The following is a 25,769-nucleotide window of genomic DNA, read 5'->3' on the forward strand; positions in this document are numbered from 1 at the left end:
AGCTTCATCGAGACAGGCATGCACCTCGCTCCTTTCCACAGGCATTGCGATAGGTCCCTGGCTTTGATATAATGCCCGTGCACAAATGGCTCTAGTATTACCTATGCCCGATCTGGCGGGACGCGGCATCGTGCTGGGGAGGACGCTGGTTCTATTATCCACATCGGATCTCATCTACTTATAGCGATCTGGACCGATGAAGGAGCGCACTTGAGCGCTCGCCATACCAACCAAGACCAAGGCACTGAGTGTATCAACCAGATCTGTTTTGGATTGGTAACGCACAAACTGTCCCACTCAGGTGCCGCGGGTGAGCCCGGCCCGATTGTACTAGTGAGGAGGCAGCTGTGTCTGTAAAAGTGCAGCCTACCACTGCTGAAATTCGCCAACGCTTTCTGGACTTCTTTGTCCAGAAGGGCCACTATCTGATGCCCAGCTCGTCGCTCATCCCGCGCGACGATCCGACGGTGCTTCTGACCACCGCCGGCATGCAGCAGATGATTCCTTTCTTTCTGGGGCGCGAGACGCCTCCCGCCACGCGGCTCACCTCGGTGCAGAAGTGTTTCCGCACGACGGATATTGATAAAGTGGGCAATGAGCGCACGCTGACCTTCTTCGAGATGCTGGGCAATTTCTCGGTGGGGGATTACTTCAAGCGCGAGGCCATCGCCTATGCCTGGGAGTTTCTGACCCAGGTGGTGAAGATCCCGCCCGAGCGTCTGCACCCAACGGTTCACCCCGAGGATGACGAGGCCCCGCGCTACTGGACGGAGATCACCGGCATCCCCGATGAGGCCATTGTGCGTCTGGAAGATAACTGGTGGGGGCCGCCGGGAGCCGCTGGCCCCTGTGGACCGGATTCGGAGATTTATTACGATCGCGGCGTCGAGCATGGCTGCGGTAAACCAGACTGCAAGCCCGGCTGCGAGTGCGAGCGCTTCCTTGAGATCTGGAACCTGGTCTTTATGCAGTTCTATCAGGACCTCGATGGCAAGCGCACCCCGCTGCCGCGCAAGAATATCGATACGGGCATGGGCCTGGAGCGCCTGGCGATGGTGCTCCAGGGCAAGCAGTCTGTCTTTGAGACGGATGTCTTCCGCGCGATTATCGACCGTTTTGCCACCCTGGCTGGCACGGCCTATGGCCGTGATACGCGCACCGATACCTCGCTGCGCGTGATTGCTGATCACGGGCGCGCTCTGGTCTTCCTGGCCGCCGATGGCGTCTTGCCCAGCAACGAGGGCCGCGGCTATATCTTTCGCCGCATCCTGCGTCGCGCTGTCCGTCATGGTCGCTTGCTAGGACTGGAGAAGCCATTTCTGACCGAGGCTGCCGATACGGTGATCGAGCTGATGGGCGGCCACTATCGCGAGCTGCGCCGGCATCGCGATCGCATCGTGGCGCTGCTCAGTATGGAAGAGAGGAAGTTTAATCAAACGCTCTCCACCGGTCTGCAGCTGCTGACCGAGCTGCTGACTGAGCTGAAGGAGCGTGGCGCCACAGTCATTCCTGGGGGCGAAGCTTTCAAGCTGTACGATACCCACGGCTTTCCTCTGGAACTGACGCAAGAGATTGCAGCGGAGCAGGGCTTCACAGTTGACGTGGCAGGCTTCGAGGAAGCGATGCGCCAGCAGCAGGAGCGCAGTCGTGCCGCCAGCCCCTTTGCCCAGGCTCGCAACGACCAGCAGCTCACCGAGATCGCTGGCCGCCTCACGCCGACCACCTTCCTCGGTTACGAAAGCACCAGCGCCAGCGGCAACATTGTAGCGCTGCTCGTCAATGGCGAAGCAGTAGAGAACGTCAGTGCACCGCAAGAGGCGCTGGTCATTCTGGATCGCACCCCGTTCTATGCCGAGAGCGGTGGCCAAATCGGTGATCGAGGCCTCCTCAAAGGGGCGGTGGGAACCTTTGTTGTCGAGGATACCCAACGTCCCGTCAAAGGTCTGATCGTCCACTATGGTCGCGTCGCTGAGGGCTACCTGGGCATTGGCGAGACGGTTCAGGCGGAGGTCGATGCCCAGCGGCGTGAAGACACCATGCGCAACCACAGCGCCACTCATCTGCTGCATAAAGCCCTGCGCGACCTGCTTGGTCCCCAGGTTGAGCAGCGTGGCTCACTGGTTGAGCCAGAGCGCCTGCGCTTCGACTTTACCTCGCCGCGTGCTCTCACAGGCGAGGACCTGGTTCGGCTCGACGAGGTAGTGAATAGCTGGATTCGCGCCGACTACCCGGTCATCACTGAAATTATGCCGCTGGAGGAGGCCCTCAAGACGGGGGCAATGGCCCTGTTCGGAGAGAAATACGACGAACAGGTGCGCGTCGTCTCGATGGGCAGCAGCAAAGAGCTGTGTGGAGGCACACACTGCCGCGCCACCGGCCAGATCGGCATCTACGTCACCACGCAGGAGACGAGCATTGCCGCCGGTATTCGCCGCATTGAGGCTCTCACTGGCCGCGGAGCCGAGCAGTATCTGCGCGGGCGTAAGACGCTCGTCGAAAATCTGGCGAGCCGCTTGCAGACCCAGCCGGATCACCTGATCGAGCGCGTTGACCAACTGCGCGACGAGCTGGCCACGCTGCGCCGCCAGCTGGCGCAGTATCAGCGAGAAGAGGCCAGGCGCCAGGCGGCCTCATTGGCAGAGCAGGCGCGCGAGGTAGGTGGTGTCCCAGTTGTGGCGGCCAGCGTTTCGGCGCCCGATGACCGCGTGCTGCGCGAGGTCGCCGAGATGACGCGCAACAAGTTGGGACGTCCCGGTGTGGTGGCACTCGCCGCCACCTACGAGGAACGAGTGAGCGTGCAGGTCCTGGTGGCCCCCGAGCTGGTCCAACGTGGGCTCCACGCGGGCACAATTGCCTCCGCCGTTGGCCAGCGGCTTGGTGGCAGGGGCGGCGGTCGGCCAGAATATGCTCAGGGTGGCGGACGCGAGAAAGAGGCCCTCAGCGCGGCCCTGGCCCTGGTGCCCTCGCTCGTTGAACAGGCCCTGAACTGAGGGCGGCCCGGCTGATCCGGCCCGAGCGAGGGAGGGGGACCTGCTCGGCCAGCCTTGCCCAGGCCAGGCAGCAGGCATCAGCAGGCCCTCCTCGGGAGAGAGCTGGCTCCCAGGCGAAGAGAAGGCCAGGGCCGACCTGGCTTGGCTGGCCTGAGCCAGGTATAGAGCAAGGAGCAAAGCAAGGATGCTGCCACACAACACAGGAAGGCGAAGAGGCATCTCAGGGCAGGCGGTGCACACTAGCTGAGTAGCGGCACAGGGAAGGTGCGAAGGTGCGAAGCTGGTGCCCCTTGTTGTCCAGCAGGCATTGTGTTATAACGTACGTGTAGTGCTCGTGTTCACCTATTAAAGCCTGGACCGAAAGACGGCATGTTCTCTGTGGCATGCATCAACAGGGGATGTTGTGAGTTCTGATGGTAAAGCTCTTTGACCGCTTGCGCTCTCTCTTCGGGGGACAGATTAGAGAAGGCAGCTACGAGTATGTCCCCGAGGACGGCTACGAGGAGCAGTATGGCGACGGGAGTGGGCGCCAGTTCTATACTGCCCTTGATATTGGCACTGAGTACGCGAAGGCGATCGTCTTCGAAGTTGTTGATGACCAGGGCATTGTGCTTGGCGTAGGCCGGCATCGCCAGAGCTACTCACATATGTCCGATGGCATCGTCACGGATATCGAGGGGGTCATCCAGGGCTGCAATGAGGCTCTGATCCAGGCTGAGCGAGCTGCTGGCGATATCGTGGCGCCGGACGCGGTGATTGGCATTGCTGGCGAGCTGGTCAAAGGCAGCTCAATCACGGTGACCAAGACCCGTCAGCAACCAAACAAGTTCATTACGCCCGATGAGCTGGAAAGCCTGATCGGCATGGCTCAGCAGAAGCTGCTGAAGAACGCCCGCGATCGCATTGCAGCCGAGACAGGATATCAGAATATTGAGGTGCGTCTCACCAATGCCGCGGTGATCTCAGTGCGCGTTGATGGGCAGGTGGTCACGAACCCCATTGGTTTCCGCGGGCGTCATCTCTCTCTCACCCTCTTCAGCGCCTTTGCACCCCTCATGCAGTTAGGGGCGCTGGAGACGGTGGCTCAGGGTCTGGATCTGCGCCTGGTGGCCATTGTGGCGGAGCCGTACGCCCTGGCGCGCTGTCTCAGTACCAACGCGAGCGCTGATAGTGGGGCCATCTTCATAGACGTCGGTGGGGGAACTACCGATATTGCCCTGGTGCGCCAGGGTGGTATCGAGGAGACGCGCATGTTCGCCCTGGGGGGGCGAACCTTTACGCGGCGTCTGGCGACGGGCAAAGGGCTCTCTTTGAAGGATGCGGAGAAGCTCAAGGTAATGTATAGCAATGGGGGGATCAAGGGCCATCAGCGCGATGAGATCAGAGCGATTCTGGCTCCCGAGTGCCAGACCTGGATGGATAGCGTGGAGCTGCTCATCGAAGAATTGGCCAAGAACGAGCTGCTGCCCCCAGCCATCTATATGGTCGGTGGCGGCTCAGCCCTGCCTGATCTTCAAGAAAAACTGCGGAGCTTTCCCTGGACAGAACGTCTACCCTTTGCCCGTCCGCCGCTCATTGAGACGGTCCAGCCGGATATGGTCACCAGCATCCTTGACCCGCGCCAGCTGTTGCGTGATGCGCAGGATATCACGCCTATGGCCCTGGCCTACCAGGCCATCGAGCTACAGAACGAGAACAGTGTTCTCGAGCAGGCGCTCTACAAAGTTATCCAGAATATGCATCTCTGACACGCGAGCGCGCGGCAAGCAGCCAGACAAGAGGGAAGAGTCGTCGCACGTTTCTCCTTGATTGTCTTTCGTCCTGGCTGGCAAGCTAGCCAGGGAGCGAGCGTAGACAGGCATGAGACAACGACAGAAGGCAGGGCCCACGTAGAAGCAGTCGCGTGCTGGCCTGCATGCAGGGAGTAGGGCACATGTCTGACGAGCAGCAGATTATTTATCTTGGCCCCGAAGAAGAACTGACCGACGTGCGCCAGCGCCTGGAGAAGGTTTCGGCGCGGCGCCTCATTCTGGTGGTGCCCCCGCAGACCAAATTGCGCAGCCACGTGGGTTGGCGGCTGCTGCATGCACGCACGCGCGAGCTGGGCAAGGATGTGCTCGTCGTCAGCTCGGATCGTCAGGTCCGGGTGGTGGTCAAGGCTGCAGGTTTCAAGGTGGCCGAGTCTTTGACCTCTCCGCCCAGCAGTCGAGCGCGCCCGGGCAGCCGGCCTGCACGTACTCCGCAGCATAGCTCTGGCTCACGGTCAACGACCCGCGGCCTGACGGCGCGTACGCGCGCCGAGCAGCAGCGCAGTTCCGCTGCCGGGGCTGAAGAGAGAGAGGAGAGATCTCTCCTGCCGCGCGCGCCGGTGCCTGGTCAGAGGCCGCTGGAAGAGGGAGACAAGCCAGTCAGACTGTCCAGCTCTTTCGGGCGTGCGCGCGAAAGCCGGGAACCACTCATCGAAGACCTGGCCAGTCCTCAGCGCCCCGCTGAGGAAAGCGGTTCCGTCCGCCGATACTCTCAGCCATCGACCGAGCACTCTTATGACTTTCATATCGAACCAATCGATGCCTCCGCGGCGATCTCTCCGCTCCTCCCGTCTGGGCAGGAGGAGGATGAAGCTGAGGATACGCTGCTGGAGGATTTCCGCACCGCCCAGCACATTCGCCAGGCCGCGCAGCCAGGTCCCGCCCACGCTGCGCCTGCCAGCATGGATCGGCAGTCCTATACTACTGCCCCCCTTGAGGCCGGAGAGCACCAGGAAGAGGAGGAGCCAGCTGATCCCTTCAGTCGTATCGAGGAAATCTCCCCCAGCTCTCTTCCCGAACAGCGCGGAGCCTTCGCTCCCATCGATGAGGTTGAGGACGATATTCCGGCCATCTCGGGGAGGCGCAGAACGCTGCTGGAAGCCGAGGTCGAGGATCTGGGTGATCAGGGGGATATCGCCCTGCCATCGACGCACCTTTCTGCCGAGCACTGGAGTACCCCTGGTGGGGAAGAACCAGCGGAAGAAAGCGAAGACTTCCCGTCCCCCGTGTCGGGGTTGGGGGCGCGGAGCTATGGCCGATCAGCCTCGTCGCGATTGAGCAGCTTTGGCGGAGAGCCTGCCCTGCCCGACGCCGAAGAGGAGGAGAGCGAGATGGGCCTGCCCGATATTGAGGCGCTGCCTACGCGGGCCCTACCTCCCCGCGCTGCCCCTGAGCCTCCTCGTGTAATCAGCGGCTCGTTGGTCAAGGGAGCGACTGGCCCGGCTGCAGCGAGGGCAGCTCTGCCGGGCCCAACACCACGCGGCCCGGGCGAAGCGGTCACGGGCCGGCCTCAGAGCAAGGCAACGCCTACCACCAACACCGGGACACGGGTCACTGCTGCTCGCTCCCCCCGGCGACCGGCGAAGACTGAGAGCAGGGGGGCGCGAGGCCCCTTGCTCTTTGTGGGCCTGCTCGTGCTCTTGCTGGCCCTCGTCGCTGGCCTCGCTTACTATGTTCCCTCGGCTGAGGTGAGTTTTACGCTCCCTGCACGGGCCTTTAGCCAGAATCTCCAGCTCACCGCCAGCTCTACCACGCGCCTGAACGTGGCCGCTCATACCTTGCCGGCGCAGGTCTTGCTCTTTAGCCGCAATGCTCAGGCTCAAGGCCGGGCTAGCGGACTGGCCAGGGTTGGCGTGGTCAAGGCCCACGGCACAGTCGAGTTCACCAATAAGGGCACGCGCTCGCTCGTCATCCCGACGGGTACCATTGTGGCAACTCCCTCGGGCATCCAGTTTAGAACCACTGCCGAGCCGCTGGTTACACCCGGAACTACCTACCCGGTACAAGTCGAAGCAGTCAATCCCGGCACCAGCGGCAATGTGCCAGCCAATAGCATCACAGTCATTCCCCCTGAGAGCCTGCAGCAGATTGGGGCCTCTGCTACTGAACTGACAGTCACCAATCCTCAGCCGACCTCGGGCGGCGGCCTGGGGAGCGTGCCCCAGGTGACCAGCGCCGACGTCACTACCCTCAAGAACCAGTTGAATGCTCAGTTGCAACAAGAGCTGCGTGACTGGCTCCAGCAGCAACTGCATGATGGTGATGTGGCTGGTCAACCAGTGGTGCAAGAACAGGTCAATGCCTCTCCCGCCGTCGGTCAGGTGACCACTACTGGGAGCTTCACAGCGACCCTCACCTTCCAGGCGGCGATCCTGGTGGTCCGCGCCGCAGATATTCAGGAGGCAGCCCGCGCCGCTCTCAATGCGGCTATCCAGAAACAGCAGCAGGGGTATGAGCTGCTTAGCGAGAAGCCGGTCTCGATTGCACAGCTGAAGGGAGCATCCCACAACGGAGGCAGCTCGTTGACGCTGACCTTTACGGCCAGCGGGCTGGTTGGACCTGCCATCAGTGATGAGGAGCTGCAGGGCCAGCTCAGCGGGAAGGCCAAAGATCAGGCGCTCAACGACCTCAATAGTCTGCTTACCGCCCGTCTGGGGAAGCAGGCCGTGGACATCCAGACCACCATCTCCGTCAATCCGGGCTTCTATCCCTGGATGCCGCTGCTACGCGACCATATCCATATCCATCGGAACATCGTAACGGTCTCTTGAGCGTGGCGTAGAAGCGGTAGACGGAGGCAAGAGGAGCGCCGACGGCAGGTAGGCCCGCCCGCCCTGGCTGGCCACTCAGTCCGTCGGCGTTTTTGTTGAGTAAGGCCAGGGGTGGGGGCTGCCAGCGGGGAGCTGGCTGACCCGGCGATCGTCGGACTCGGTCAGGTCGAGAACGGGAGGGGTGCGCAAGCCAACCCTTGCTATTCCTTCCCTGTGGCGTAGACAGTGAAGGGTTCCTTCGTTAGAATGCTATGGATACTACTCTCTTCTATAGTAAGAAGTAGTAATTAAGAAGAAAAGATACCAGGCTCGTCTAACTTTTTATGATGGCTCGCATACTGGCTTTAGACGTGGGAGAGGCTCGTATCGGGGTGGCCATCAGTGATGCCTCGCAGATTCTGGCCTCGCCCTATACGACCCTGGAGGTGGCCGGCAACGAGGCCCGGCTCTGGGAGGCGCTGCGGCGCATCATTGAGGAGAACGAAGTTGAGGCGCTCGTGGTGGGGCTACCAGTCAGCCTTGATGGGCAGATCCATCAGCAGGGAGAGCGCGTGCTAGCCTTTGTCGAGCGCTTGAAGCGCCATATCAAGATCCCGGTTCATCTGTGGGATGAGCGCCTCTCAACGGTGGAGGCGCAGCGTTTGCTCGCAGAGCGGGAGCAGGAGGAGGGAGGGAGGCGTTCCAGGCGTGGTGGTCATCAAGGTGGTCAGGGAAAAAGAGGAAGGAACCGGCAGGGGCTCGATGCTCTGGCAGCGACGCTTATTCTGCAGCAATTCCTGAATCACCGGCACCAAGCTCCAGAGGAAGCGTCACAATGAAAGTACGAGGTCCTCACTCTCCTCGCTCGCGGGGGGCTATTCTCAGCGTCTTTCTCGTCTTTGCCCTGGTCCTGGGTCTCATCTATGTCTCGTGGAACCTGGCCACGGCGGTCTTAGAGCCTGTCAGCCCGCCTGGACAGGGGCATACAGTAACGGTCGTTGTCCAGGAAAATGAGACGGTACAGCAACTAGCGGACGATCTCCAGGCCAAGGGACTGATCCGTAACACGCTGGCCTTTCGCCTCTGGGCCAAGATCAAGGGGCTGGACCAGCATCTGCAGGCCGGCGTCTATCGCAACCTGAACAGCAGCATGAACATGAGCGACATGATCGATGCGCTCATGACAGGACAGCCCGATGAGATTGCCATACGTGTCCCCGAGGGCTGGCGCCTGGAACAGATTGCCGACAAGATTGAGGCAGCGGGCCTACCGCGTTTCAGCAAGCAGGACTTTCTGACCTACACCAAGAATCCGGCCAAGTTCCCCGATCGTAACAAATTTCCTTTTCTCAAGCAGCTCCCCTCGGGGGCGACGATGGAGGGATTGCTCTTCCCGGACACCTACTTTTTCACCCTTGGGGCGACGACCACCGACGTGATCGATCGGCTGCTGGAGGAGTTCCAGGCCAAGGTGCAACAGTACCATCTGGACACGAAGGCGGCGGCCAATCATATGAGCCTTTACCAGATGGTCATCCTGGCCTCGATTGTTGAGCGCGAGGCGGCTTTTGACAGCGATCGCTCATTGATCGCCAGTGTCTACTGGAACCGCATCTATCGCCCTAATGCCGAAACGGCAGGTTTCCTTGATGCTGATCCCACTGTCCAGTATGCGCGCGATTCACAGCCCGGCACAAAGAGCTACTGGGCGGCTCTGGCCTCTTCGGGTAATCAGGTGCTACCTGATAGCCCCTGGAACACGTATACACATAAGGGCTGGCCGCCCACGCCGATCTGCAGCCCGAGCCTGGCCAGCTTGCAGGCTGCGGCGTCGCCGGCCAAGACCGACTACTACTTCTTCCTGAACCGACCTGATAACGGACGGGCCGTCTTTGCCAAGACCAAAGCCGAATTTGATCAGGAGGTTCAGCAGTACCTGAAGTAAAGTAAAGGAAAGAAGCAACGGCGAGAGTAGAGCTGATGAATCTGAATCTCGGACAGGTCGTTTTTCTGGCTCTGTTGCAGGGGATCACCGAGCTTTTCCCCATCAGCAGCCTGGGGCACACCGTCGTCATTCCCGGGCTGCTGGGTTGGGGGGATCTTGTGGACAACGAGCGCTTTCTGCCTTTGATTACAGCGCTCCACCTGGGAACAGCCCTGGCGCTGGTGATCTATTTCTGGCGCGATTGGCTCCAGGTGCTGCGCACCTTGTGGAAAAGCATCAAGGAAGGCCAGGTTCAGCGAGGTACGGAGGAGTGGGTGAGCTGGCTGATCATTATCGGCTCGATTCCGACAGGAATTTTGGGGGTTTTTCTGGAGAAGCCGCTGAAGCAGCTCTTCGCCTCTCCTGTCATCGCTGCCACCTTCCTGGTGGTCAATGGCTCCCTGCTCTTCTTCGGCGAGGCCTTGCGTCGCTATCTCACGGCCCAGGAGGAGCGCCGTCAGGCTCGCAAGGACGTTAAGACGCTGCTGCGCCCTCTGGCTTCGCTCTCCTGGAAAGAGGCTGTACTGGTGGGGCTGGGCCAGTCCCTGGCTTTGATCCCAGGCATCTCGCGCTCCGGCGCTTCGATGGTGGCTGGTCTCGGGGTGCGCCTCAGCCATGAGGACGCGGCGCGCTATTCTTTCCTGCTAGGCACGCCGATCATCTTTGCGGCGGCTGTGCTCGAAATCCCTCAGCTTTTTGGCCTCTCGGGTTCCGTCTTGCTGCTGGTCTTTGCGGGTATGGTGCTCTCTGGGCTGGCGGCTTTCCTCAGTACTAAATTCTTACTGAAGTATTTTGAGACGGGTAACCTCTATCCTTTTGCCGTCTATTGCTGGGTCGCTGGCCTGGTTGGGCTTGTTTTGCTCTTCTTCGTATTGCACACTGCCTCCTGATTAGGTAGAATTGCTTAGAGGCTGCGGGGCCAGAAAGCCGCTGTCGGTGGGAATCTATCCTATCTGCTGCGGTGGCTCCCCCAGCCTGGCAATGGCCCCGTTCTGGAGGAGAAGCGTCCTGTCGTCAGCCCCGGCAGGCTTGTCCCCGCGAACCGAGGTCCCTCTTTTGAACTTTTGAGGAAAAGGTAGGAACACCGCGCATGAAGAACCAGTATCTCTTTTATGCCGCTCTCGCTGTAGGTATTATTCTGCTCATCCTCGGCGTTGTGTTCGAGGTAACTCATCATCCTACACGCGGCCTGGTCGGCCTGATCGTCGGTGCGATCCTGCTGATCATTGGGATCGTCGGTATGGTGATGGGGCGGCCCAAGGCGGCCTAGTTGGGTTGGGTCGGCCTGGCTTGTCGCCTATGTGCTGGCTGTCGTTGTGGCCTTGCCCTGACTGCCTGAACGGGGCAAGGGCGACTTGAGGCGATGATAGGCAGCAGCAGGGAGGGGGGGGACAGGGGTCGGTCGGTCCGGAAAGGATGGGGCTGGTTCTCCGGCTCAGGCTTCCTGTTTCTCCCTGGCTTCTCGCCTGGCCTTTGTGACCAGGCGAGCGCAGAGGTGTCCTGGACGCAGCCAGTGCTGGCTCTCTCCCAAAAAAAGGAGCAAGTAGCCTATTTCTTCCTTGAGGAAAGGTGGAACGATGAAAAACTCTTCTAATCCTGGGGTCTTTATCCTGGCGATCGTGGTAGCGGTCCTGGCGCTGATTGCTGGAGTCTATTATCTGATTCCAGGCATTCCCCATCTGCTCGCCTCGCCGCCGACCGCTGTGCATGTGAAACACGCGGTCCTCTTTTTCGCTATCGCCATCATCTGCGTCATCGGGGCTTTGGTGACCCGTCCGCGGGCGGCCTGAGCGCTGACTGCCTGAGCGCTGACTGCCTGAGCGCTGACTGGTGCAGGGTGGAGCGGAGAAGAAAGATTTCCTCCCTCAGTCTGGAGTTGAAGCAACCAGGAGAAAGGCGGGCAGAGAGAGCAGCCACTCACTGCTCTCTCTGCCCGTTTTAGTGACTTGCCCCAGAGGCGGTGGCAGGCAGTCTTTCTGTGCATCTCCAGGCGGGTTCCTGCTTCCTCTCTGGGCTGGAGCAGCCTAGCTGGAAGACCCGAGCACGCTGCCGACGATCTGGGGGTAACCGCGGAGGAACTCGGCGGCGCTGACCGCTTTGCGCCCTTCCAGCTGCAGACGACTCACCAGGAGCCAGCCTTCCCCGCAGGCGATTGCCAGCAGCTCCTCGTCGGCCAGCGTATAGCGGTGCACTGTCCCAGGAGGCAGGCCCGAAGGAAGGGAGCCATCCACAGTCAGAGCGGTGGCCTGTAGAATCTTGAGCAGCTTGCCCTGCCAGAAGGTGTAGCTAGCGGGCCAGGGGGTATAAGCACGTACCATACGTGCCAGCCAGGCGGCGGGCCGCTGCCAGTTGATCTGGCCGTCCTCCTTGCGGAGCATACGGGTATAGCTGGCCTGGCTCTCGTCCTGGGGTTGAGGCGTGATCTCGCCAGCGATCCAGCGCGGCAGCGTCTCTAGCAGGGCGGTGGCCCCCAGCTCTGCGAGTTTAACGCTCAGCGTCTCCGTGGTATCATCAGGGTCAATCGGCAGACGGCGCTGATGGAGGATGGGACCGGTATCGATGCCGGCATCGAGCAGCATAATGGTCACGCCGGTCTCGCTCTCTCCCTGCAGGATGGCCTCACTGATCGGCGAGACGCCGCGATATTTTGGTAGCAAAGAGGCGTGGATGTTCAAAGTGCCGTAGCGTGGCTGATCAAGCACGGCTTGGGGCAGAATCTGGCCGAAAGCCGTGACGATGTAGAGGTCGGCGCGATAAGCGGCCAGGGCCTCGATCGTTTCAGGGCGCTTGAGTGAACCGGGCTGCCAGACAGATAAGCCATGAGCAAGCGCAACCTGTTTCACCGGCGAGAAGGCCAGATGGTGGCCGCGGCCAACCGGCTTATCGGGGCGCGTGATGACCGTCACAATCTCGTAGCCCTCCGCCAGGACGACCCCAGGTCTGGCTCCGCGGATCAAAGCTTCCAGAGGGGGCACAGCGAACTGGGGCGTGCCCATGTAAATCAGTCGGAGCATAGATCTGCTAAGCCTTCTCCCTTCTACGCGAATTACGTCCCTATAATAGCATTTTCAGGCTATCCGCCCCTTGAGGCGTGCCAATATGGTATACTGCACTCACCACAAGTGAAACATCGAGGTACAACGTTGTATGCAAGGGTGGGAATACAACAACCTGGTCTCGGGGGGCGGGCAGCCAGGTGGGGGAGCGCCGCCGTTATCGGCTGCTCTTCAACCAACGCCTCAGCGTCAGCAGCAGCTCACATTCGGGATCTATTCGACTACACCTCCAGCGACGGAACCTGAGTGCATTCTGCAGCGCGCCGATGAGGTCAATGCGGTGAGGCGCATGCTGAGCAACCCCAATACCAGCGCGGTCTTTCTGACTGGTGAGCCGGGAGTTGGCAAGTCGACGCTGGCTGCACTCGTCTATAAAAGTATTCAGACCCTGGCACAGGTGGCAAAGGAGCCTCCGCTGCGGCCACGCTACTTTGTCTGGCTGAGCATTAGCTCTTTTGCCAATCTGCCGGATGTCATCGCTGCTATCCTGCGTAGCATCAACGTTGACACCTCTACCTTCTTTCTCCTCAAGCCCGAGCAACAAATCGCGGCGCTGGTGCGCGCCTTGCGCCGCCCACAAGAGAGCGCCTTCATTGTCCTGGATCAGTTCGAGCAGCTGCTGGACCCGGAGACGGCTCAGGGACTGGTCGGACGCGGAGCTTTGGCGGCTTTCTTTGAGATGCTCCAGATGGATCTGGGCACCAGCCGCCTTTTGCTGACAAGCTATCTGTCGCCCTATGGGCCCCTCAACGATGATGAGAAGCGGGTGCGTTCGTATCTGGTCTCGCGCGTCAGTATTCCCGAGGGGGTTTCCTTGTTGCTGCAGCGTGGTCTGCAAGGGAGCTATGAAGATCTCTCGTTGGTCTGGCAGCGCTGCGGAGGCCACGTCTTTGCCTTGTTGCTCGTCTGCGCCCTGGTGCAGCTCTCGGGAATTTCTCTGCCCTATCTCTTGCATGCCGCCGAGTATCAGCCGCTCTGGAGCGGCGATGTCACTCTCCAGACCATCGCCGCCCTCTATCGCCAGCTCTCTCCAGTGCAAACCTTGCTCTTGCGGGCCCTGGCGCTCTTCTCTGAGCCAGTCCCGCTGGCGGGAATTGTGACGACAGTCACGGGCCAGTATGCCTCAGCCCATGCCCTGCGCTTTGAACAAGAGTTGCTGCAACTGGTGCAGCTTTCCCTTGTGCAACGCTCCCTCAATGAGGCAGGAGTCACCTGCTACGACTTGCATAGCCTGCTGCGCCAGTATGTGCTCGCTGCCTACCTGGAGGGGAATGATCTCCACCATAGCGAGGCGCTGGAGAAGATGCTGGGCCTGCGTAGCCCTTTGCTGGAAGCCCTGGCGGGCCTGAAACCGGATGCGCCAGAGGCCCGCGAGATCGCCCTGGCGAATAGCCATTTGCAGGTCGCAGCCTACTACCGTCGCCTGGCTTTGGAGCAGTGTCCGCCTCGTGAGCAGCGCACTGGTCTGCAGGACGTTGTACCACTGCTGCATGCTATTCGCCATCTCTGCCTGGGCTGGCGCTGGCAGGAAGCCTGCGATCTGCTCTTCGGCGAAAGCTTGCATGAGAGCCTCATGCGCTGGGGAACGTGGAATACATTGATGAGCATGTATACTGGGATGCTGCCCCCGAGCGGCTTGCTGACACGCCACGATGAGGGCCTGGTCAATAGTCATCTGGGCTTGCTCTATGCTCGCCTGGGTGAGTACGAACAGAGCCGGCTCTGCTATGAGCAGGCCCTGGGCATTCAGCAGGCGCTGGGCGATCAGCACGATGCGGCGGTCACCCTGGTCAACATGGGCGAGCTGTATCGCAGCATGGGGGCCCTGCAGCAGGCCCAAACCTATTTCGAGCAGGCGCTGCTCCTCAATCGCCAACTTGCCGAGCCTGATCCCGAGATCGAGTGCGTGGTGCTCCATAATCTGGGCCTGCTCTGCCAGACGCAGAAGCAGTATCAGCAGGCCCTGAGTTATTATCAACAATCTCTGAAGCTAGCGCTCCGTACGCAAGAGCGCTATGATATTGGGATGATCGTTACCAACATGGGCATGCTGCTCTATGAGCAGGGAAGGCAGGTCGAGGGATTGGCCTTGCTCTTCTTTGCGGTCCAGTGGCGCCAGGCCCTGCAGGACCCGACGGTGAGCACGGTTGAGCTGTTCCTTAGCACCCTGGAACAACGCCTGGGGGCAGAGGCTTTTGCAGGTCTGCGCCAGGCCGCTTTGCTTCAACAAGAACAATTGGTGAGTCAGCTCTTTGCCTGAGTGCCTCTCTCTCCTACTCTAGGAGAGGCTACTTGCTACTGGGGCCGCCTCTCATAGCGCAAGGGACCTTGCAGTGAACCTGGTCGGTCGCTCCTGGCCAAAAAGGTTCTGTTTGCAAACTTGCTGGAACAGTATGCGTTATAGTAAGTGACTACGAATCAGCGACGCTTCCCTATCCAGGACCAGGGTACCGTCCATCAGCGCTGCCGGGTCAGCCAGGCCGAGCTGCTCCGCTGGCGGAGTTGCAAGCTGACTGACGAGGGGGATGCTCACCATCGGGGGCGCTGCATTCTATGGCAGTCCCATGCGAGAGGGTAGGGTGTGTTGGCGCCTGCCCGCCCTGGTGTGTTTGCTTGTTTGGGCAGGTTGCAGCCGCGAGATACCTCGCTTCCTGGCTGGCTAGCGGTTGGCCAGGAGCAACTCCTTTCACGGATGGGTCTATTCTGCCGATGCGGGGTCCAGTCAGCAGTAGGGTAGGTCAAGCTTGAACGCTTGCTTTGGCTGATCAGTCTCTTTGTTCACCGCCAGCTATGCACCTGCCTTCTCCTTGTGAGGTTGTCATGGCTATCCCGCAGGATAGCCATATTTTGCGATGCCGTGGGAAAACGGCTCGCCGAAACGTTGTACGTTGCAGTACGCAAGAGGAGGTAAGGCCCTGGCACGGGGAGAGGGCTACGACTTACAGAGAATGCAGACGGACGAGCCAGCGAGATAGAAACTGCTGCTAGGAAATGGTGAGAATGATGTGGGTGGTGGCAGGGCCGGAGATGCACAAGGCTCCTGTATTGGAGTGAAGTGAAGTGACCTGGAGCAGAATCAGGGCCATGCGCACATGAATATAGCGCGCATGCCAACAAGGCTCTCTGCTAGGAAGTTGTCAGGAAGTGAGTTTGAATGACTGCGAAACGCCAGTTTATCAAGAATCCGGCTCAGATTCTTAATGAGCCTGTTGAGCAGGAGCCTCAGTCGGGTCTGTGGTCGCCGAACGGTGAGCCAAGGGGGGGAGAAGCCGCGGCGCAGGATCAGCAGGTAGGACCGACTGCAACACGGTCAACAGGTTCGGGTCTCTGGCAGAAGAGTCCACAGGGCGGGCCGCCGAGGCTCTCTCTGCCCGGTACTGCCGCGCCTGGGGTTCCTTCGTCTCTCTCGACGCCTGCTGGCCAGTCACCAAACGGAACCGGCGATCTGCCTCTGCCACTTTCTCAACAGGGTCTGCCACCCTTCTCTCTGAATCAGGTTTCATCGCGTCAAACGGATGCCAATGTTCCTCTGAATCGCTTGCCTGATCTATTACAGCAGGGATCGGCTCAGCTGCAGCCGCCGGCAGCCTCTGGAGGGCCGCTCAGCTCGCCGGGCCTGGGTCCCTGGCCTGTCGCGCCCGGCCTCAGTGGGCCAGGCTCCACGCCTGGAATGCCAGGCTATGCTGGTCAGGGCGTTGGTCTGGCGTCGGGTCCGGGAACGGGACCGTTGGCTATGGGCGGGCCGATGACGGCTCCTCCCTCGACACCGTCGGCTACCTATCCTGTGTCGCTGCCGGGCCTGGGTAGTGGTATGCCAGCCGCGGGTGCTACGCCAGGCCTTGACTGGCCGCCCTCGGGCGGCTGGGGAGCGCCACCTCAACAGCTACCTCAGCACGCGGCTCAGCCAGCCAACCCGGCCAGTCCTTCGCTCCCTCGCCCTGTCAGGAAGGGACAGAGACGTCGGCGTCGCTTCCCTCTCTGGGCGCGCATCGTGGCTGCGGTCTGCCTGGTGATCTTCCTGCTCACGGGCGCTGCGGTCGCTTACTACTACTATGCTTTCGCCGGGACCGTCAATAATATCGTGGGGCAGCAAGTGCCACGCCTGCGCGGTGATAGCGGTTCCCATACCTCGCAGAGCAGCAGCAGTGGCTCGATCCTGAGCGGGGGGCGCTTCAACATCCTCTTGCTCGGCAGCGATACCGATGAGAAATTTGCCGGTCACTATATCGCCCAGACAGATATCGTCGTCACCATTGATCCGGCCACTCATAGCGTTGGCATGCTCTCGATCCCTCGTGATTTCTGGCTGCCGATCCCAGGGGTCGGCATGGGCAAACTGGATGAAGCCTATGGCTACGGGGGCGTGGCCCTTTCGCGCGCTACGATCCATGCCGATTTTGGTATCCCGATTGATTACTATGCCTGGGTCGGTCTCGATGGCTTTGTCAAGGTGATCGATACGGTCGGCGGGGTCGATGTCGATGTAATGCATCCCATCACGGACGATACCTATCCTGATGATGTCGGCAATACAACGGGCGATATCCATGCCTACAAGCGCCTCTATATCGCGTCAGGACCGCAGCATCTGACTGGCCTCCAGGCCCTGGAATATGTTCGCTCGCGCCATGCCGACCTGGTGGGCGACTTCGGTCGCTCGGCTCGTCAACAGCAGGTGCTGACGCAGTTGAAGAGCAAGCTGGATAACCCTGAGATTTTCAGTAAGCTGCAGGAGATCGCTCAGGACCTGAATGGATACGTGAAGACGGACCTCTCTCTGACTCAGGTGCTGGAGCTGATGAATTTTGCTCGTTCGATCAACACAGCGAGCGTGCAGCGCGTGACGCTAGGTCCGCCTTATTCTCACGCCGCTACTGTGATGCGCAATGGGCTGCCCGTCGATGTCGAGATCCCCAACTGCGATGCCCTGTTGCCGGTGATCGCGAAGATGTTCGCTCTGGGAGATAAGGCCCAATGCAATATTGGGACAGCAAGCAGTCCCTCGTCGTCGACTGTGGCCCAGGCAACGAGTGCAACAGACACGGGCGCGCTCCCAGCCCGTCAATCCTCCTCCTCGGCTGTGATTGACAGCGCGCAGACTGGCAGTCCGCTGGCGACCGCGGGCCAGATGGCGAATCTCGGCCTGATGAGCCTGCAGGGCAGCAGTAGCGATAACCTCTTAGGTATACGTAGCCTGCTTGAGCTGATGATGGCCGTCGTCTGTGAGTCGCTGGATGCGGCCAGGGTCTAGTCTGCCGGCTGGTAAACCTGGACCAGGCAGGAGGCGAGACCACTGCCTACCTGCCTGCACGCCCGCCCGCCTGTCTCGGCTGCTGATGCCTGCCTCGCGGAAGAGAAAGAGCGGCAGGCAGTGCTCGACAAATCGGCGAGACGAGGCGGGCCGCTGTGACGATTCATAGTGGTGAGAATAGCTATGCCCGGGTGGTGGAGCGAAGGGATGCAAGGGCCAGTCGTTCGCTGCCGGTTGCACAAGATCACAGACTGCGCCTGCCTGTGGCCTGCCTCTACCCTCGGGCATCATCTCGACCTCAGAACAAGTGAGCGAGCGAGTGAGTGAGCGAGCGCACGCACGAACGAGCGGTTCAGAGAAGAGAAGAAGAGCGATGAAGAAGCAGAGCATCTCGTGGCGCCTGGGCATCTTGCTATCATGCCTGGTGGTTCTGCTACAGGGCTGTCTCTGGTTTGGGGGCGGCAACAGCGAGTTCAAGCAGACCACGGTCGGGAGCCGTCAGGTGGGGGTCAATCAGAACCCGAATCTCTTCAAAGGGAAGATTTACTTCACCATCGATCACAACTTGTGGGTACTGGATGGCCTGACCAATAGCTTGAAGCAGCTCACCAAAGGTCAGACTGTGAGCGACCCGGCGGTCTCGCCCGATGGCAAATGGATTGCCTTCACAGTGCGCTTCAAGAACTATTCCAACATCGAGTACATGTCGGTCAACGGCGGTTCCTGGCATATGCTGCTCAATGGCAATGGTCATTATTACTTTGTGCCCGGTCTGGATGTTCCCAAGGACGATTTCAAGTGGAATGCCCAGCCGCGCTGGGCACCCGACAGCAAGCACCTGCTCTTTCTGAGTGATTTCCAGAAGGAAGACTGGTATCAGTACACGCACTACGATGCGCCGGTGCTCGACCTGCAGATCTACGAGATGTCGATCGATGAGCCTAACAACTACAATGCGGTTCAGGATGTAGCTTACGCCTATGTTGGTGATGGCGGTAACAGCGATCCTAGTTTTCGCCCTGGCCATTCCGATCAGATTATCTATACCCACTATGCCTACGACAACACACGCACGCAGCAGGTGATTCAGCTCTTCATGGAGGACCCAAACGAGATCTCTCGCAAGCCTCATGGCACCTACTATCCTGGACTGCCGGGCTTTGATCCGGGGATTGCGATCACGCCGCCTGATGTGCAGTGTATACAGCCAGCCTTCTCGCCCGATGGCAACACCATTGCCTACATCCGGCGTGACAAGGACGGGCAGATGGGTCTCTATGTCATGCCCACTCCAGAGGGTATCACCACGAACCCGAACGATCCCGCCGTTGAAAAGAAGGCGCTCTTGCCTTACCAGCAGTCAAAGCTGCTCGTCAAGGGCCAGTTTGTCAGCCAGCCTGTTTGGTCTCCTGATGGGAAAGCGATTGCCTACTTTCTCTACTCCAATGAGGAGTTTAATATCTGGCTCCTCAAGCTCAATTACGATCAGAAGACCAAGACCTACAGTCCCGCTGGCAGCCCGATCCAGCTCACCAGCGGTGGAGTCGATGGCGATTCTCACCCATTCTGGACGGCATGAGTGTTTTGATGATATACTTACCCTACGCACTATACTGGGAACAAATAGTGATCCGTTGATATCACCTTGCCGGGGGATCTGAGGTAGAGCCTTGAGTCAGCTGGAAGGCACACTCATCGCGGGACGCTACGAGATTCGCGAGCACATTGCTACCGGTGGCATGGCCAGCGTCTTTAAGACCTGGGACCATCGCGTGGAGCGCATTGTGGCCATCAAGGTGCTGCGCTCTCTCGATAAGAATGATCTGCGCGCTGTGGAGCGCTTTCGCCGGGAGGCGCGCGCGGCGGCGGCCCTGGCCCACCCCAATGCGGTCACCATCTACGATTTTGTGGAGGAGGGCGGGCAGTATTTCCTGGTGATGGAGTATATTCAAGGCCCGACGCTGAAGCAGCTGATCACTCAGCGCCGCCGCCTGCAGGTGCGCGAAGCCTTTGAAATCGCCTGCCAGGTCTGCTCGGTGCTGCAGGTAGCCCACGCGCGCGGCTTTATCCACCGCGATATTAAACCTCAGAATATTATGTTGACCTGGAATGGAATCACGCCGCTGACCAACGATTTGAGCAGCGGCCTGTGGGTCAAGCTGACCGATTTCGGGATCGTGCGCGTGGCCGAGGACGCCGGATTGACCAATAGTGGCATTGTGCTCGGAACGGCTGATTATCTCTCGCCAGAGCAGGCGCGTGGTGAGACGCTGACAGCCTCCTCCGACCTGTATTCGCTCGGCGTGGTGCTTTTTGAGATGCTGGCTGGACGCCCGCCGTTTGTGGGGCCGACCGCGGTCTCGATCGCTATGCAGCATGCCTCTACCAATCCCCCGTCCCTGCGTCAGTTTAACCCCGCCTTGCCGATCAGTGTCGAGCGGGTGGTGATGCGCGCACTGGAAAAGGAGCCGGAGGAGCGTTTCCATTCGGCCATCGAGCTGCAGCAGGCCTTACGGGCTTGCTTGCGTGAGCTGATGCAGCAGGGGCATCCCGCGGTGGCCTCTCCCTGGCAGGGCCTGGCCTCCCCCGCCGGAGGCGGAGGCCCGCTCTTCCCACCGCCGCCGCAACGCCAGTATCCCTGAAGAGGATTGGCCCCATCGGTATCATACTCTTAGAAGAGAACCTGGATGAGAAGGAGGGGCGCTCTCCTAAGCGCCCGCGGTTAGAATTGCTATATGGAGCGAACAAAGGTTAGTACCGCTAGCGCACCTGCCGCCATCGGACCGTATAGCCAGGCGATCCGCTGCGGCCAGTTTATCTATACCTCTGGGCAGATTCCGCTTGATCCTGCCAGTGGCGAGCTGGTGGGCGACGATGTGGCAACCCAGACCCATCGCGTCTTACAGAATCTACAAGCCGTGCTGCAGGCTGCCGGCAGCTCTCTCTCGCGAGTGGTCAAGACGACCGTCTTTCTGGCCCGCATGAGCGACTTTCAGGCAATGAATGCGGTCTACGCTACTTATTTCCCAGAACCGGCACCGGCGCGCTCGACGGTAGCCGTGGCTGAACTCCCGCGCCAGGCTCTGGTCGAGATCGAGTGTGTGGCGCTCGCTGAGGACCAGGCGGGAGAGTGATCCGCGTGAATCCAGCCACTCTCTGGCACAGGGCGCTCCAGCGCCTGGAGCTGTTGCCTGTCGATGTTGTGGCCAGGGTCTGGCTGCGCACTGCCCGGCTCATGCCCGTTGCTCCCACTCGCGAGTCACCTGCCACGGCAGGAGAGAGGGAAACGCTCTCTTTCTGGCTTCTGGTTCCCGATGCTCTGGCCTCTGCTTTGATTCAGCAGCAGTGTCAACCTGCGATCGAGCAGGCCCTTGCCGAGTTAGTTCAGCAGCCGGTGACACTCAGGGTGGTGACGGCGAGTGGGGCGGCGAGTGACGCTCCCCGGGAGGCTCACGCCGATGAGGAGATGGAGATGGCCGCTATGGAGGACCGCCAGAGATCAACGGAGACGTTTGTCGCTCGACCGAGTAGAAATGACTCTCCTCCTCCTTCTCCCTACTACGATTACGATCTGCCCAGTAAACCACCTGGGCAGGCGCTGCGTGACTCCGCCCTGGCCGAGCCGCTGGCTGGCGGAGCACCTGCCTGGGAGCAGGAGAGCGCGGGAGCAATGCCCAATCGGCTGAATCCTCGCTATACCTTCGATGCCTTCATTGTGGGCAATAGCAACCGCCTGGCTCACGCCGCTTCCTACGCTGTGGCAGAGGCCCCCGGCGAGGCCTATAATCCGCTCTTCCTGTATGGGGGGGTCGGCCTGGGAAAAACCCATCTGCTGCATGCTATTGGTCATAAGGGGGCACAGGCCGGCTTGACGGTACTCTATGTCTCGTCTGAGCAATTTACTAACGAGATCATTAATGCGATTCGTTATCGCACCACCGAGGAGTTTCGCGCGAAGTATCGCTCCGTCGATATCCTGCTGGTCGATGACATCCAGTTTATCGCTGGCAAAGAGTCGACTGAGGAGGAGTTTTTCCATACCTTTAACAGTCTCTACGAGATGAGCAAGCAGATCGTCATCTGCAGCGATCGCCCCCCCAAGGCTATTGTGAGCCTGGAGGAGCGACTGCGCTCACGCTTCGAATGGGGACTGATCGCCGATATTCAGCCTCCTGATCTGGAAACGCGCATGGCGATTCTGCGTGTCAAAGCGGATATGCTGCACTATCCAGTGCCCGATGAGGTCATTGCCTATATCGCCAGTCGTGTCCAGACCAACATCCGTGAGCTGGAGGGCTGCCTCAATCGCTTGATGGCCTACCAGCAGCTGCATCGCACCGAGCTGACGCTCGATGTGGCGCGGGCGGCCATGTCATCGCTGGGCAATGGGCCGCGCGAGGTGCAGCTGAGTGGTCGACAAATTGCTCAGGCGGTGGCCGATTACTTCCGCATTCCTCTGGAGGCCATGTGTGGCAAGCAGCGCGATAAGCAGATTGTGATCCCGCGCCAGATTGCCATGTATCTGATTCGTCAGGAAACCCAGCTCTCGCTGCTGGAAATCGGCCAGCTCTTCGGTGGGCGCGACCATAGCACGGTGCTGCATGCCTGCGAGAAGATCGAACGGGCTATGCAGCTTGATCCCGGGCTGCGCCGCGATGTGGTCGCCATCCGCGAGCTGTTGCTGCCGCGCTGAACCAACTCGCTGGCCAACGGCCTGTTGTTCTGCCGGGAATCCTTGCTTGTGCTTTGCCGAACGTTACGGAAAGAAGATCTATGCTGCCTTATACGACCTACCTGATCGATCTGGACGGCGTGGTTTACCGTGGGAACGAGCTGCTGCCAGGCGCACGCGAGTTCGTGCAGTGGCTGGAGGCCAACGGTAAAAAGTATATCTTTTTGACGAATAACTCGTTCGCTACGGGTTCACAGATTCTGGCGAAGTTGGAGCGCCTGGGTATCCCGGCCAGCCCCGAGCATTTGATGAGCGCAGGCCAGGCCGCTATGCAGAATATCGCCCGCCGCTTGCCTGGGGCGCGCGTCTACATTGTGGGAGAGCAGCCGCTCGTCGAGCTGGCACAGGAGTATGGCCTGACAGTGGTAGAGGTCGATGCGGAGGAGGCTGATGTGGTGCTGGTCGGTCTGGATCGCTTTTTCGATTATAGCAAGCTGACCTGCGCGGTGCGCATCGTGCTGGCCGGGGCCCTCTTTATTACGATCAATCGCGACCCGTTGCTGCCCATCGCCGGCGGCGGCTTCCTGCCGGGCTGCGGGACGCTGGCGGCGGCCATCGAGGCCGGTACTGGTGTGACGCCGGAGGTGGTGGGCAAACCGGAGCCAATGCTCTTGGTGGAGGCTATGGAGCGCCTGGACAGTAAGCCGGAAGAGACCGTCATGATTGGCGATGGCCTGGATGTGGATATTCTGGCCGGTCAGGCCGCCGGGACACATACGATCCTGGTGCTCTCGGGCCGCAATAGCCGCGCCGATATCGAGGTCTCTCCAATCAAGCCCGAGCACGTCTATGAAGACCTGGCCGATCTGCTGCGCCAGCTGCAGCAGGTCAAATCATGACGGTTCACGCTCTTCTTCTGTTGACGATGGTCTGTGTGCAGGATTCTCTACGAACGAAGTGGAGATCCTGCTCTTCTTTTGGAGGGGAATAGCTTCAGCTCACACGCTGTGCTATAATGGTGGCATTCCGACAATTCTGCCCTGCTGAGAAAGGTCATGCCTGTCCCCAATTTTCAAGAGTTTCTCTGGCCTTTGCTGGAGCTGGCTGGCGATGGCCAGGAGCATACCCTGACCGAAGCGGCTGAGCTTGTGGCCCGGCGCTTCGCTCTCAGTGAGACCGAACGCAATGAGCCGCTTCCCAGCGGGAAACAGGCCAAGTTCTGGAACCGTCTTTCGTGGGCCCGTACGTATCTGCAAAAAGCGCAGTTGCTCGCGAGCACAGGCCGCGGGCGCTTCCGCATTACCGAGCGTGGTAGGAGGGTGTTGATAGAGCGACCATCGACGCTGGATGTGGCCTACCTGAAGCGCTTCCCCGAGTTCCTGCAGTTCCTGGCTTCCTCGTCCCATAATGGGCAGTCGCCAGTTGCCGCCCAGGAGGCGCTCGATCGCTCCGGCCAGACTCCCCAGGAGCTGTTAGAGACGACCTATCAGACGCTCAAGCGCGAACTCGCTCAGGAGCTGCTCGAGCGCGTCAGGAAGAGTACCCCAGGCTTCTTCGAACGGTTGGTTTTGGATTTATTGCTGGCAATGGGCTATGGTGGCTCGCGCAAAGAGGCGGCCCAGGCGCTGGGTGGTACCGGCGATGGCGGAGTCGATGGCGTGATTTATGAGGACCGCCTGGGTCTCGATCGCATTTACGTGCAAGCCAAACGCTGGCAAGGGGCAGTTGGCAGCCCCGAAGTGCAAGCATTTGCAGGGGCTTTGATGGGCAAGAAAGCCCGTAAAGGGATCTTTATGACGACTGGCACTTTCTCCACCGGCGCCCAAAACTATGCTCGTAGCGTTGATAATCTGAGTATTGTCTTAATCGATGGCGAGCAGATGGCCCAATTAATGATCGATCACGGAGTGGGTGTAACTGAAGAAACGCGCTACATCTTGAAAAAGATCGATAGCGACTATTTCGAAGAGTAACTTGTTGAGATGCCGTGCTCGACCCAGAGAGTGGCAGCGCTGAGACGCAATTACCATCTCAGCTTTCAGGGGAACCGGCCAGAGACGCGCTATGGCTGGCTCAAGCTCACTCCTGCTCACTCGGTGACGCTGATCAAGGAGCTGCTGGCCGGGCTCCCGCCAGGCGATTCGCTGGTGCTCGATCCATTCTGCGGCACCGGCACGACAGCCCTGGCCTGCGCTGAGGAAGGGATTCCGTGCGAGACCACCGACATCAATCCCTTCCTGGTCTGGCTGGCCCAGACAAAAACCTACCCCTTCAGTCGCGCCGAAATTGAGCTGTTCATGACAGCTGCGAGCGATATCGCAGCAGAGCTGTCTCGGCCAGGGGAGGCCAGTTCCGCCTGGAGGCCGCCTCTGCATCAGATCGAAAAATGGTGGGATGTGCCCTATCTGGAAGTACTGGCTCGACTGTTCGAAGCCATTCAGAGCCGTTCAAAGGTCCTACCCAAAGCCAGCCTCAATCTCCTCCACCTGGCCTTTTGCCGCACCCTCATGGCCCACTCACAGGCTGGCCCTGGCCATCAGTCCCTCTCTTTTCGACCGGCTCCAACAAGCTACTATGCTGCTTCCCTCTTTGAAGACACCCCCTGTGCAGAGGTGCTTGCAACCTGGCTGCAAGCGACGCAGTCTCTCGCGGCAGCAGCATACTCGCCCATCAAGGTCATTCCGCGCTGTATGCTCGGCGATGCCCGCGCCTTACGTTCTTCTCTGGGGCCAGAACGCTACACGTTGGTGCTGACCTCTCCTCCCTATCCCAACCGTATCAGTTATATCCGTGAGCTGCGCCCCTACATGTATTGGCTGGGTTATCTCAAGAACGGGCGCGAGGCCGGAGAGCTGGACTGGTTAGCTATTGGAGGTACCTGGGGCTCCGCGACCAGTCAGCTCAGCCGCTGGGAACCACCACCTTCGCTGACGATTCCTTTTGATGATCTCCCCGCCCTTCTCACAAGGATTGCTGATAAGAGTCAGATTCTGTCTAAGTACGTCCATAAATATTTCTGCGATATGTATCTACATTTTCAGGAGATCAAACAGGTTTTGCGCAGCTCTGGAAAAATTTACTATATTATAGGCAATGCAAAATTTTACGATGTAATGATCCCTGTGGAGGCTATCTTTGCTGCGATGCTGGAAGCGCAAGGCTTCTGCGAGATAGAGATTACCACCCTGCGCAAGCGTTCCTCGAAAAAGGAGCTCTTCGAGTACGTCATCTCCGCCCGCAAGCCGTAAGCCGGGAGCA

19 protein-coding genes are annotated in these 25,769 nt (G+C 59.9%); 17 read left to right on the forward strand and 2 right to left on the reverse strand.

Features of this window, described 5'->3' with window-relative positions; all coding sequences use genetic code 11:
- Positions 1–347 precede the first annotated feature (347 nt).
- From alaS to BGC09_RS15175, 8 genes are all read left to right on the forward strand, one after another.
- Entirely contained in the window at positions 348–2,990 is a 2,643-nt protein-coding gene (gene alaS / locus BGC09_RS15140) for an alanine--tRNA ligase (protein WP_069804845.1), read from the forward strand.
- A 413-nt stretch (positions 2,991–3,403) separates the two neighbouring features.
- Positions 3,404–4,738 (forward strand): cell division FtsA domain-containing protein, encoded by a 1,335-nt coding sequence (locus BGC09_RS15145; RefSeq protein WP_084658955.1) that lies wholly within the window; start codon positions 3,404–3,406, stop codon positions 4,736–4,738.
- Positions 4,739–4,923: 185 nt separating this feature from the next.
- Positions 4,924–7,569 (forward strand): baseplate J/gp47 family protein, encoded by a 2,646-nt coding sequence (locus tag BGC09_RS15150; protein ID WP_069804847.1) that lies wholly within the window; start codon positions 4,924–4,926, stop codon positions 7,567–7,569.
- Positions 7,570–7,892: 323 nt separating this feature from the next.
- The gene (gene ruvX / locus BGC09_RS15155; RefSeq protein ID WP_084658957.1) at positions 7,893–8,387 is read left to right on the forward strand and encodes a Holliday junction resolvase RuvX; all 495 of its coding nucleotides are present in this window, start codon (positions 7,893–7,895) and stop codon (positions 8,385–8,387) included.
- The gene (gene mltG / locus BGC09_RS15160) at positions 8,384–9,493 is read left to right on the forward strand and encodes an endolytic transglycosylase MltG (protein ID WP_069804848.1); all 1,110 of its coding nucleotides are present in this window, start codon (positions 8,384–8,386) and stop codon (positions 9,491–9,493) included. Before ruvX ends, mltG begins: the two co-directional genes overlap by 4 nt.
- Positions 9,494–9,528: 35 nt before the next feature.
- Positions 9,529–10,422: an undecaprenyl-diphosphate phosphatase gene (locus BGC09_RS15165; protein ID WP_069804850.1), complete on the forward strand. Its 894-nt coding sequence runs from the start codon at positions 9,529–9,531 to the stop codon at positions 10,420–10,422.
- Between the two features lie 200 nt (positions 10,423–10,622).
- Positions 10,623–10,802 carry a hypothetical protein gene (locus BGC09_RS15170; protein ID WP_069804852.1) on the forward strand — a complete coding sequence of 60 codons (180 nt, stop codon included), beginning with the start codon at positions 10,623–10,625 and terminating at the stop codon, positions 10,800–10,802.
- 307 nt (positions 10,803–11,109) lie between these two features.
- Positions 11,110–11,322: a hypothetical protein gene (locus BGC09_RS15175; RefSeq protein ID WP_069804853.1), complete on the forward strand. Its 213-nt coding sequence runs from the start codon at positions 11,110–11,112 to the stop codon at positions 11,320–11,322.
- Positions 11,323–11,556: 234 nt separating this feature from the next.
- Here BGC09_RS15175 and fmt read toward each other — a convergent pair whose 3' ends face one another.
- Positions 11,557–12,546, reverse strand: a complete 990-nt coding sequence (gene fmt / locus BGC09_RS15180) for a methionyl-tRNA formyltransferase (RefSeq protein WP_069804855.1) — start codon at positions 12,544–12,546, stop codon at positions 11,557–11,559.
- 133 nt (positions 12,547–12,679) lie between these two features.
- On the opposite strand from fmt, the gene BGC09_RS15185 reads away from it, so the two are divergent.
- On the forward strand, positions 12,680–14,848 hold the full coding sequence (locus tag BGC09_RS15185) for a tetratricopeptide repeat protein (protein ID WP_069804858.1): 2,169 nt from the start codon (positions 12,680–12,682) through the stop codon (positions 14,846–14,848).
- 138 nt (positions 14,849–14,986) lie between these two features.
- On the opposite strand, the gene BGC09_RS22935 is transcribed toward BGC09_RS15185, so the two are convergent.
- Positions 14,987–15,124 carry a hypothetical protein gene (locus BGC09_RS22935; RefSeq protein ID WP_176728940.1) on the reverse strand — a complete coding sequence of 46 codons (138 nt, stop codon included), beginning with the start codon at positions 15,122–15,124 and terminating at the stop codon, positions 14,987–14,989.
- A gap of 618 nt (positions 15,125–15,742) precedes the next feature.
- Here BGC09_RS22935 and BGC09_RS15190 point away from each other — a divergent pair.
- The 8 genes from BGC09_RS15190 (at position 15,743) to BGC09_RS15225 (ending at position 25,759) form a co-directional block, all read left to right on the forward strand.
- The gene (locus tag BGC09_RS15190; protein WP_069804860.1) at positions 15,743–17,839 is read left to right on the forward strand and encodes an LCP family protein; all 2,097 of its coding nucleotides are present in this window, start codon (positions 15,743–15,745) and stop codon (positions 17,837–17,839) included.
- A 373-nt stretch (positions 17,840–18,212) separates the two neighbouring features.
- Positions 18,213–19,418 carry a TolB family protein gene (locus BGC09_RS15195; protein WP_069804862.1) on the forward strand — a complete coding sequence of 402 codons (1,206 nt, stop codon included), beginning with the start codon at positions 18,213–18,215 and terminating at the stop codon, positions 19,416–19,418.
- A 91-nt stretch (positions 19,419–19,509) separates the two neighbouring features.
- A complete protein-coding gene (locus BGC09_RS15200) occupies positions 19,510–20,481 on the forward strand; it encodes a protein kinase domain-containing protein (RefSeq protein ID WP_069804863.1) in 972 nt (323 codons plus the stop codon).
- Positions 20,482–20,574: 93 nt separating this feature from the next.
- Complete coding sequence (locus BGC09_RS15205) at positions 20,575–20,973, forward strand: RidA family protein (RefSeq protein WP_052887596.1); 399 nt, start codon at positions 20,575–20,577, stop codon at positions 20,971–20,973.
- Positions 20,970–22,532 (forward strand): chromosomal replication initiator protein DnaA, encoded by a 1,563-nt coding sequence (gene dnaA, locus BGC09_RS15210; protein ID WP_069804865.1) that lies wholly within the window; start codon positions 20,970–20,972, stop codon positions 22,530–22,532. The genes BGC09_RS15205 and dnaA overlap by 4 nt, the downstream gene beginning before the upstream one ends.
- Positions 22,533–22,612: 80 nt before the next feature.
- A complete protein-coding gene (locus tag BGC09_RS15215) occupies positions 22,613–23,410 on the forward strand; it encodes an HAD-IIA family hydrolase (RefSeq protein ID WP_069804867.1) in 798 nt (265 codons plus the stop codon).
- 156 nt (positions 23,411–23,566) lie between these two features.
- Positions 23,567–24,484: a restriction endonuclease gene (locus BGC09_RS15220; RefSeq protein ID WP_069804869.1), complete on the forward strand. Its 918-nt coding sequence runs from the start codon at positions 23,567–23,569 to the stop codon at positions 24,482–24,484.
- Positions 24,485–24,493: 9 nt separating this feature from the next.
- A complete protein-coding gene (locus BGC09_RS15225) occupies positions 24,494–25,759 on the forward strand; it encodes a TRM11 family methyltransferase (RefSeq protein WP_069804871.1) in 1,266 nt (421 codons plus the stop codon).
- The last annotated feature ends 10 nt before the right edge of the window (positions 25,760–25,769 follow it).

This window comes from Thermogemmatispora onikobensis (assembly GCF_001748285.1).
GTDB classification, from domain to species: domain Bacteria; phylum Chloroflexota; class Ktedonobacteria; order Ktedonobacterales; family Ktedonobacteraceae; genus Thermogemmatispora; species Thermogemmatispora onikobensis.

Coding starts and splice junctions, on each gene's coding strand:
- BGC09_RS15145 (WP_084658955.1), top strand. CDS start 3,404: ATGGTAAAGCTCTTTGACCGCTTGCGCTCTCTCTTCGGGGGACAGATT.
- BGC09_RS15150 (WP_069804847.1), top strand. CDS start 4,924: ATGTCTGACGAGCAGCAGATTATTTATCTTGGCCCCGAAGAAGAACTG.
- ruvX (WP_084658957.1), top strand. CDS start 7,893: ATGATGGCTCGCATACTGGCTTTAGACGTGGGAGAGGCTCGTATCGGG.
- mltG (WP_069804848.1), top strand. CDS start 8,384: ATGAAAGTACGAGGTCCTCACTCTCCTCGCTCGCGGGGGGCTATTCTC.
- BGC09_RS15165 (WP_069804850.1), top strand. CDS start 9,529: ATGAATCTGAATCTCGGACAGGTCGTTTTTCTGGCTCTGTTGCAGGGG.
- BGC09_RS15170 (WP_069804852.1), top strand. CDS start 10,623: ATGAAGAACCAGTATCTCTTTTATGCCGCTCTCGCTGTAGGTATTATT.
- BGC09_RS15175 (WP_069804853.1), top strand. CDS start 11,110: ATGAAAAACTCTTCTAATCCTGGGGTCTTTATCCTGGCGATCGTGGTA.
- fmt (WP_069804855.1), bottom strand. CDS start 12,546: ATGCTCCGACTGATTTACATGGGCACGCCCCAGTTCGCTGTGCCCCCT.
- BGC09_RS15185 (WP_069804858.1), top strand. CDS start 12,680: ATGCAAGGGTGGGAATACAACAACCTGGTCTCGGGGGGCGGGCAGCCA.
- BGC09_RS22935 (WP_176728940.1), bottom strand. CDS start 15,124: ATGGTGAGCATCCCCCTCGTCAGTCAGCTTGCAACTCCGCCAGCGGAG.
- BGC09_RS15190 (WP_069804860.1), top strand. CDS start 15,743: ATGACTGCGAAACGCCAGTTTATCAAGAATCCGGCTCAGATTCTTAAT.
- BGC09_RS15195 (WP_069804862.1), top strand. CDS start 18,213: ATGAAGAAGCAGAGCATCTCGTGGCGCCTGGGCATCTTGCTATCATGC.
- BGC09_RS15205 (WP_052887596.1), top strand. CDS start 20,575: ATGGAGCGAACAAAGGTTAGTACCGCTAGCGCACCTGCCGCCATCGGA.
- BGC09_RS15215 (WP_069804867.1), top strand. CDS start 22,613: ATGCTGCCTTATACGACCTACCTGATCGATCTGGACGGCGTGGTTTAC.
- BGC09_RS15220 (WP_069804869.1), top strand. CDS start 23,567: ATGCCTGTCCCCAATTTTCAAGAGTTTCTCTGGCCTTTGCTGGAGCTG.
- BGC09_RS15225 (WP_069804871.1), top strand. CDS start 24,494: ATGCCGTGCTCGACCCAGAGAGTGGCAGCGCTGAGACGCAATTACCAT.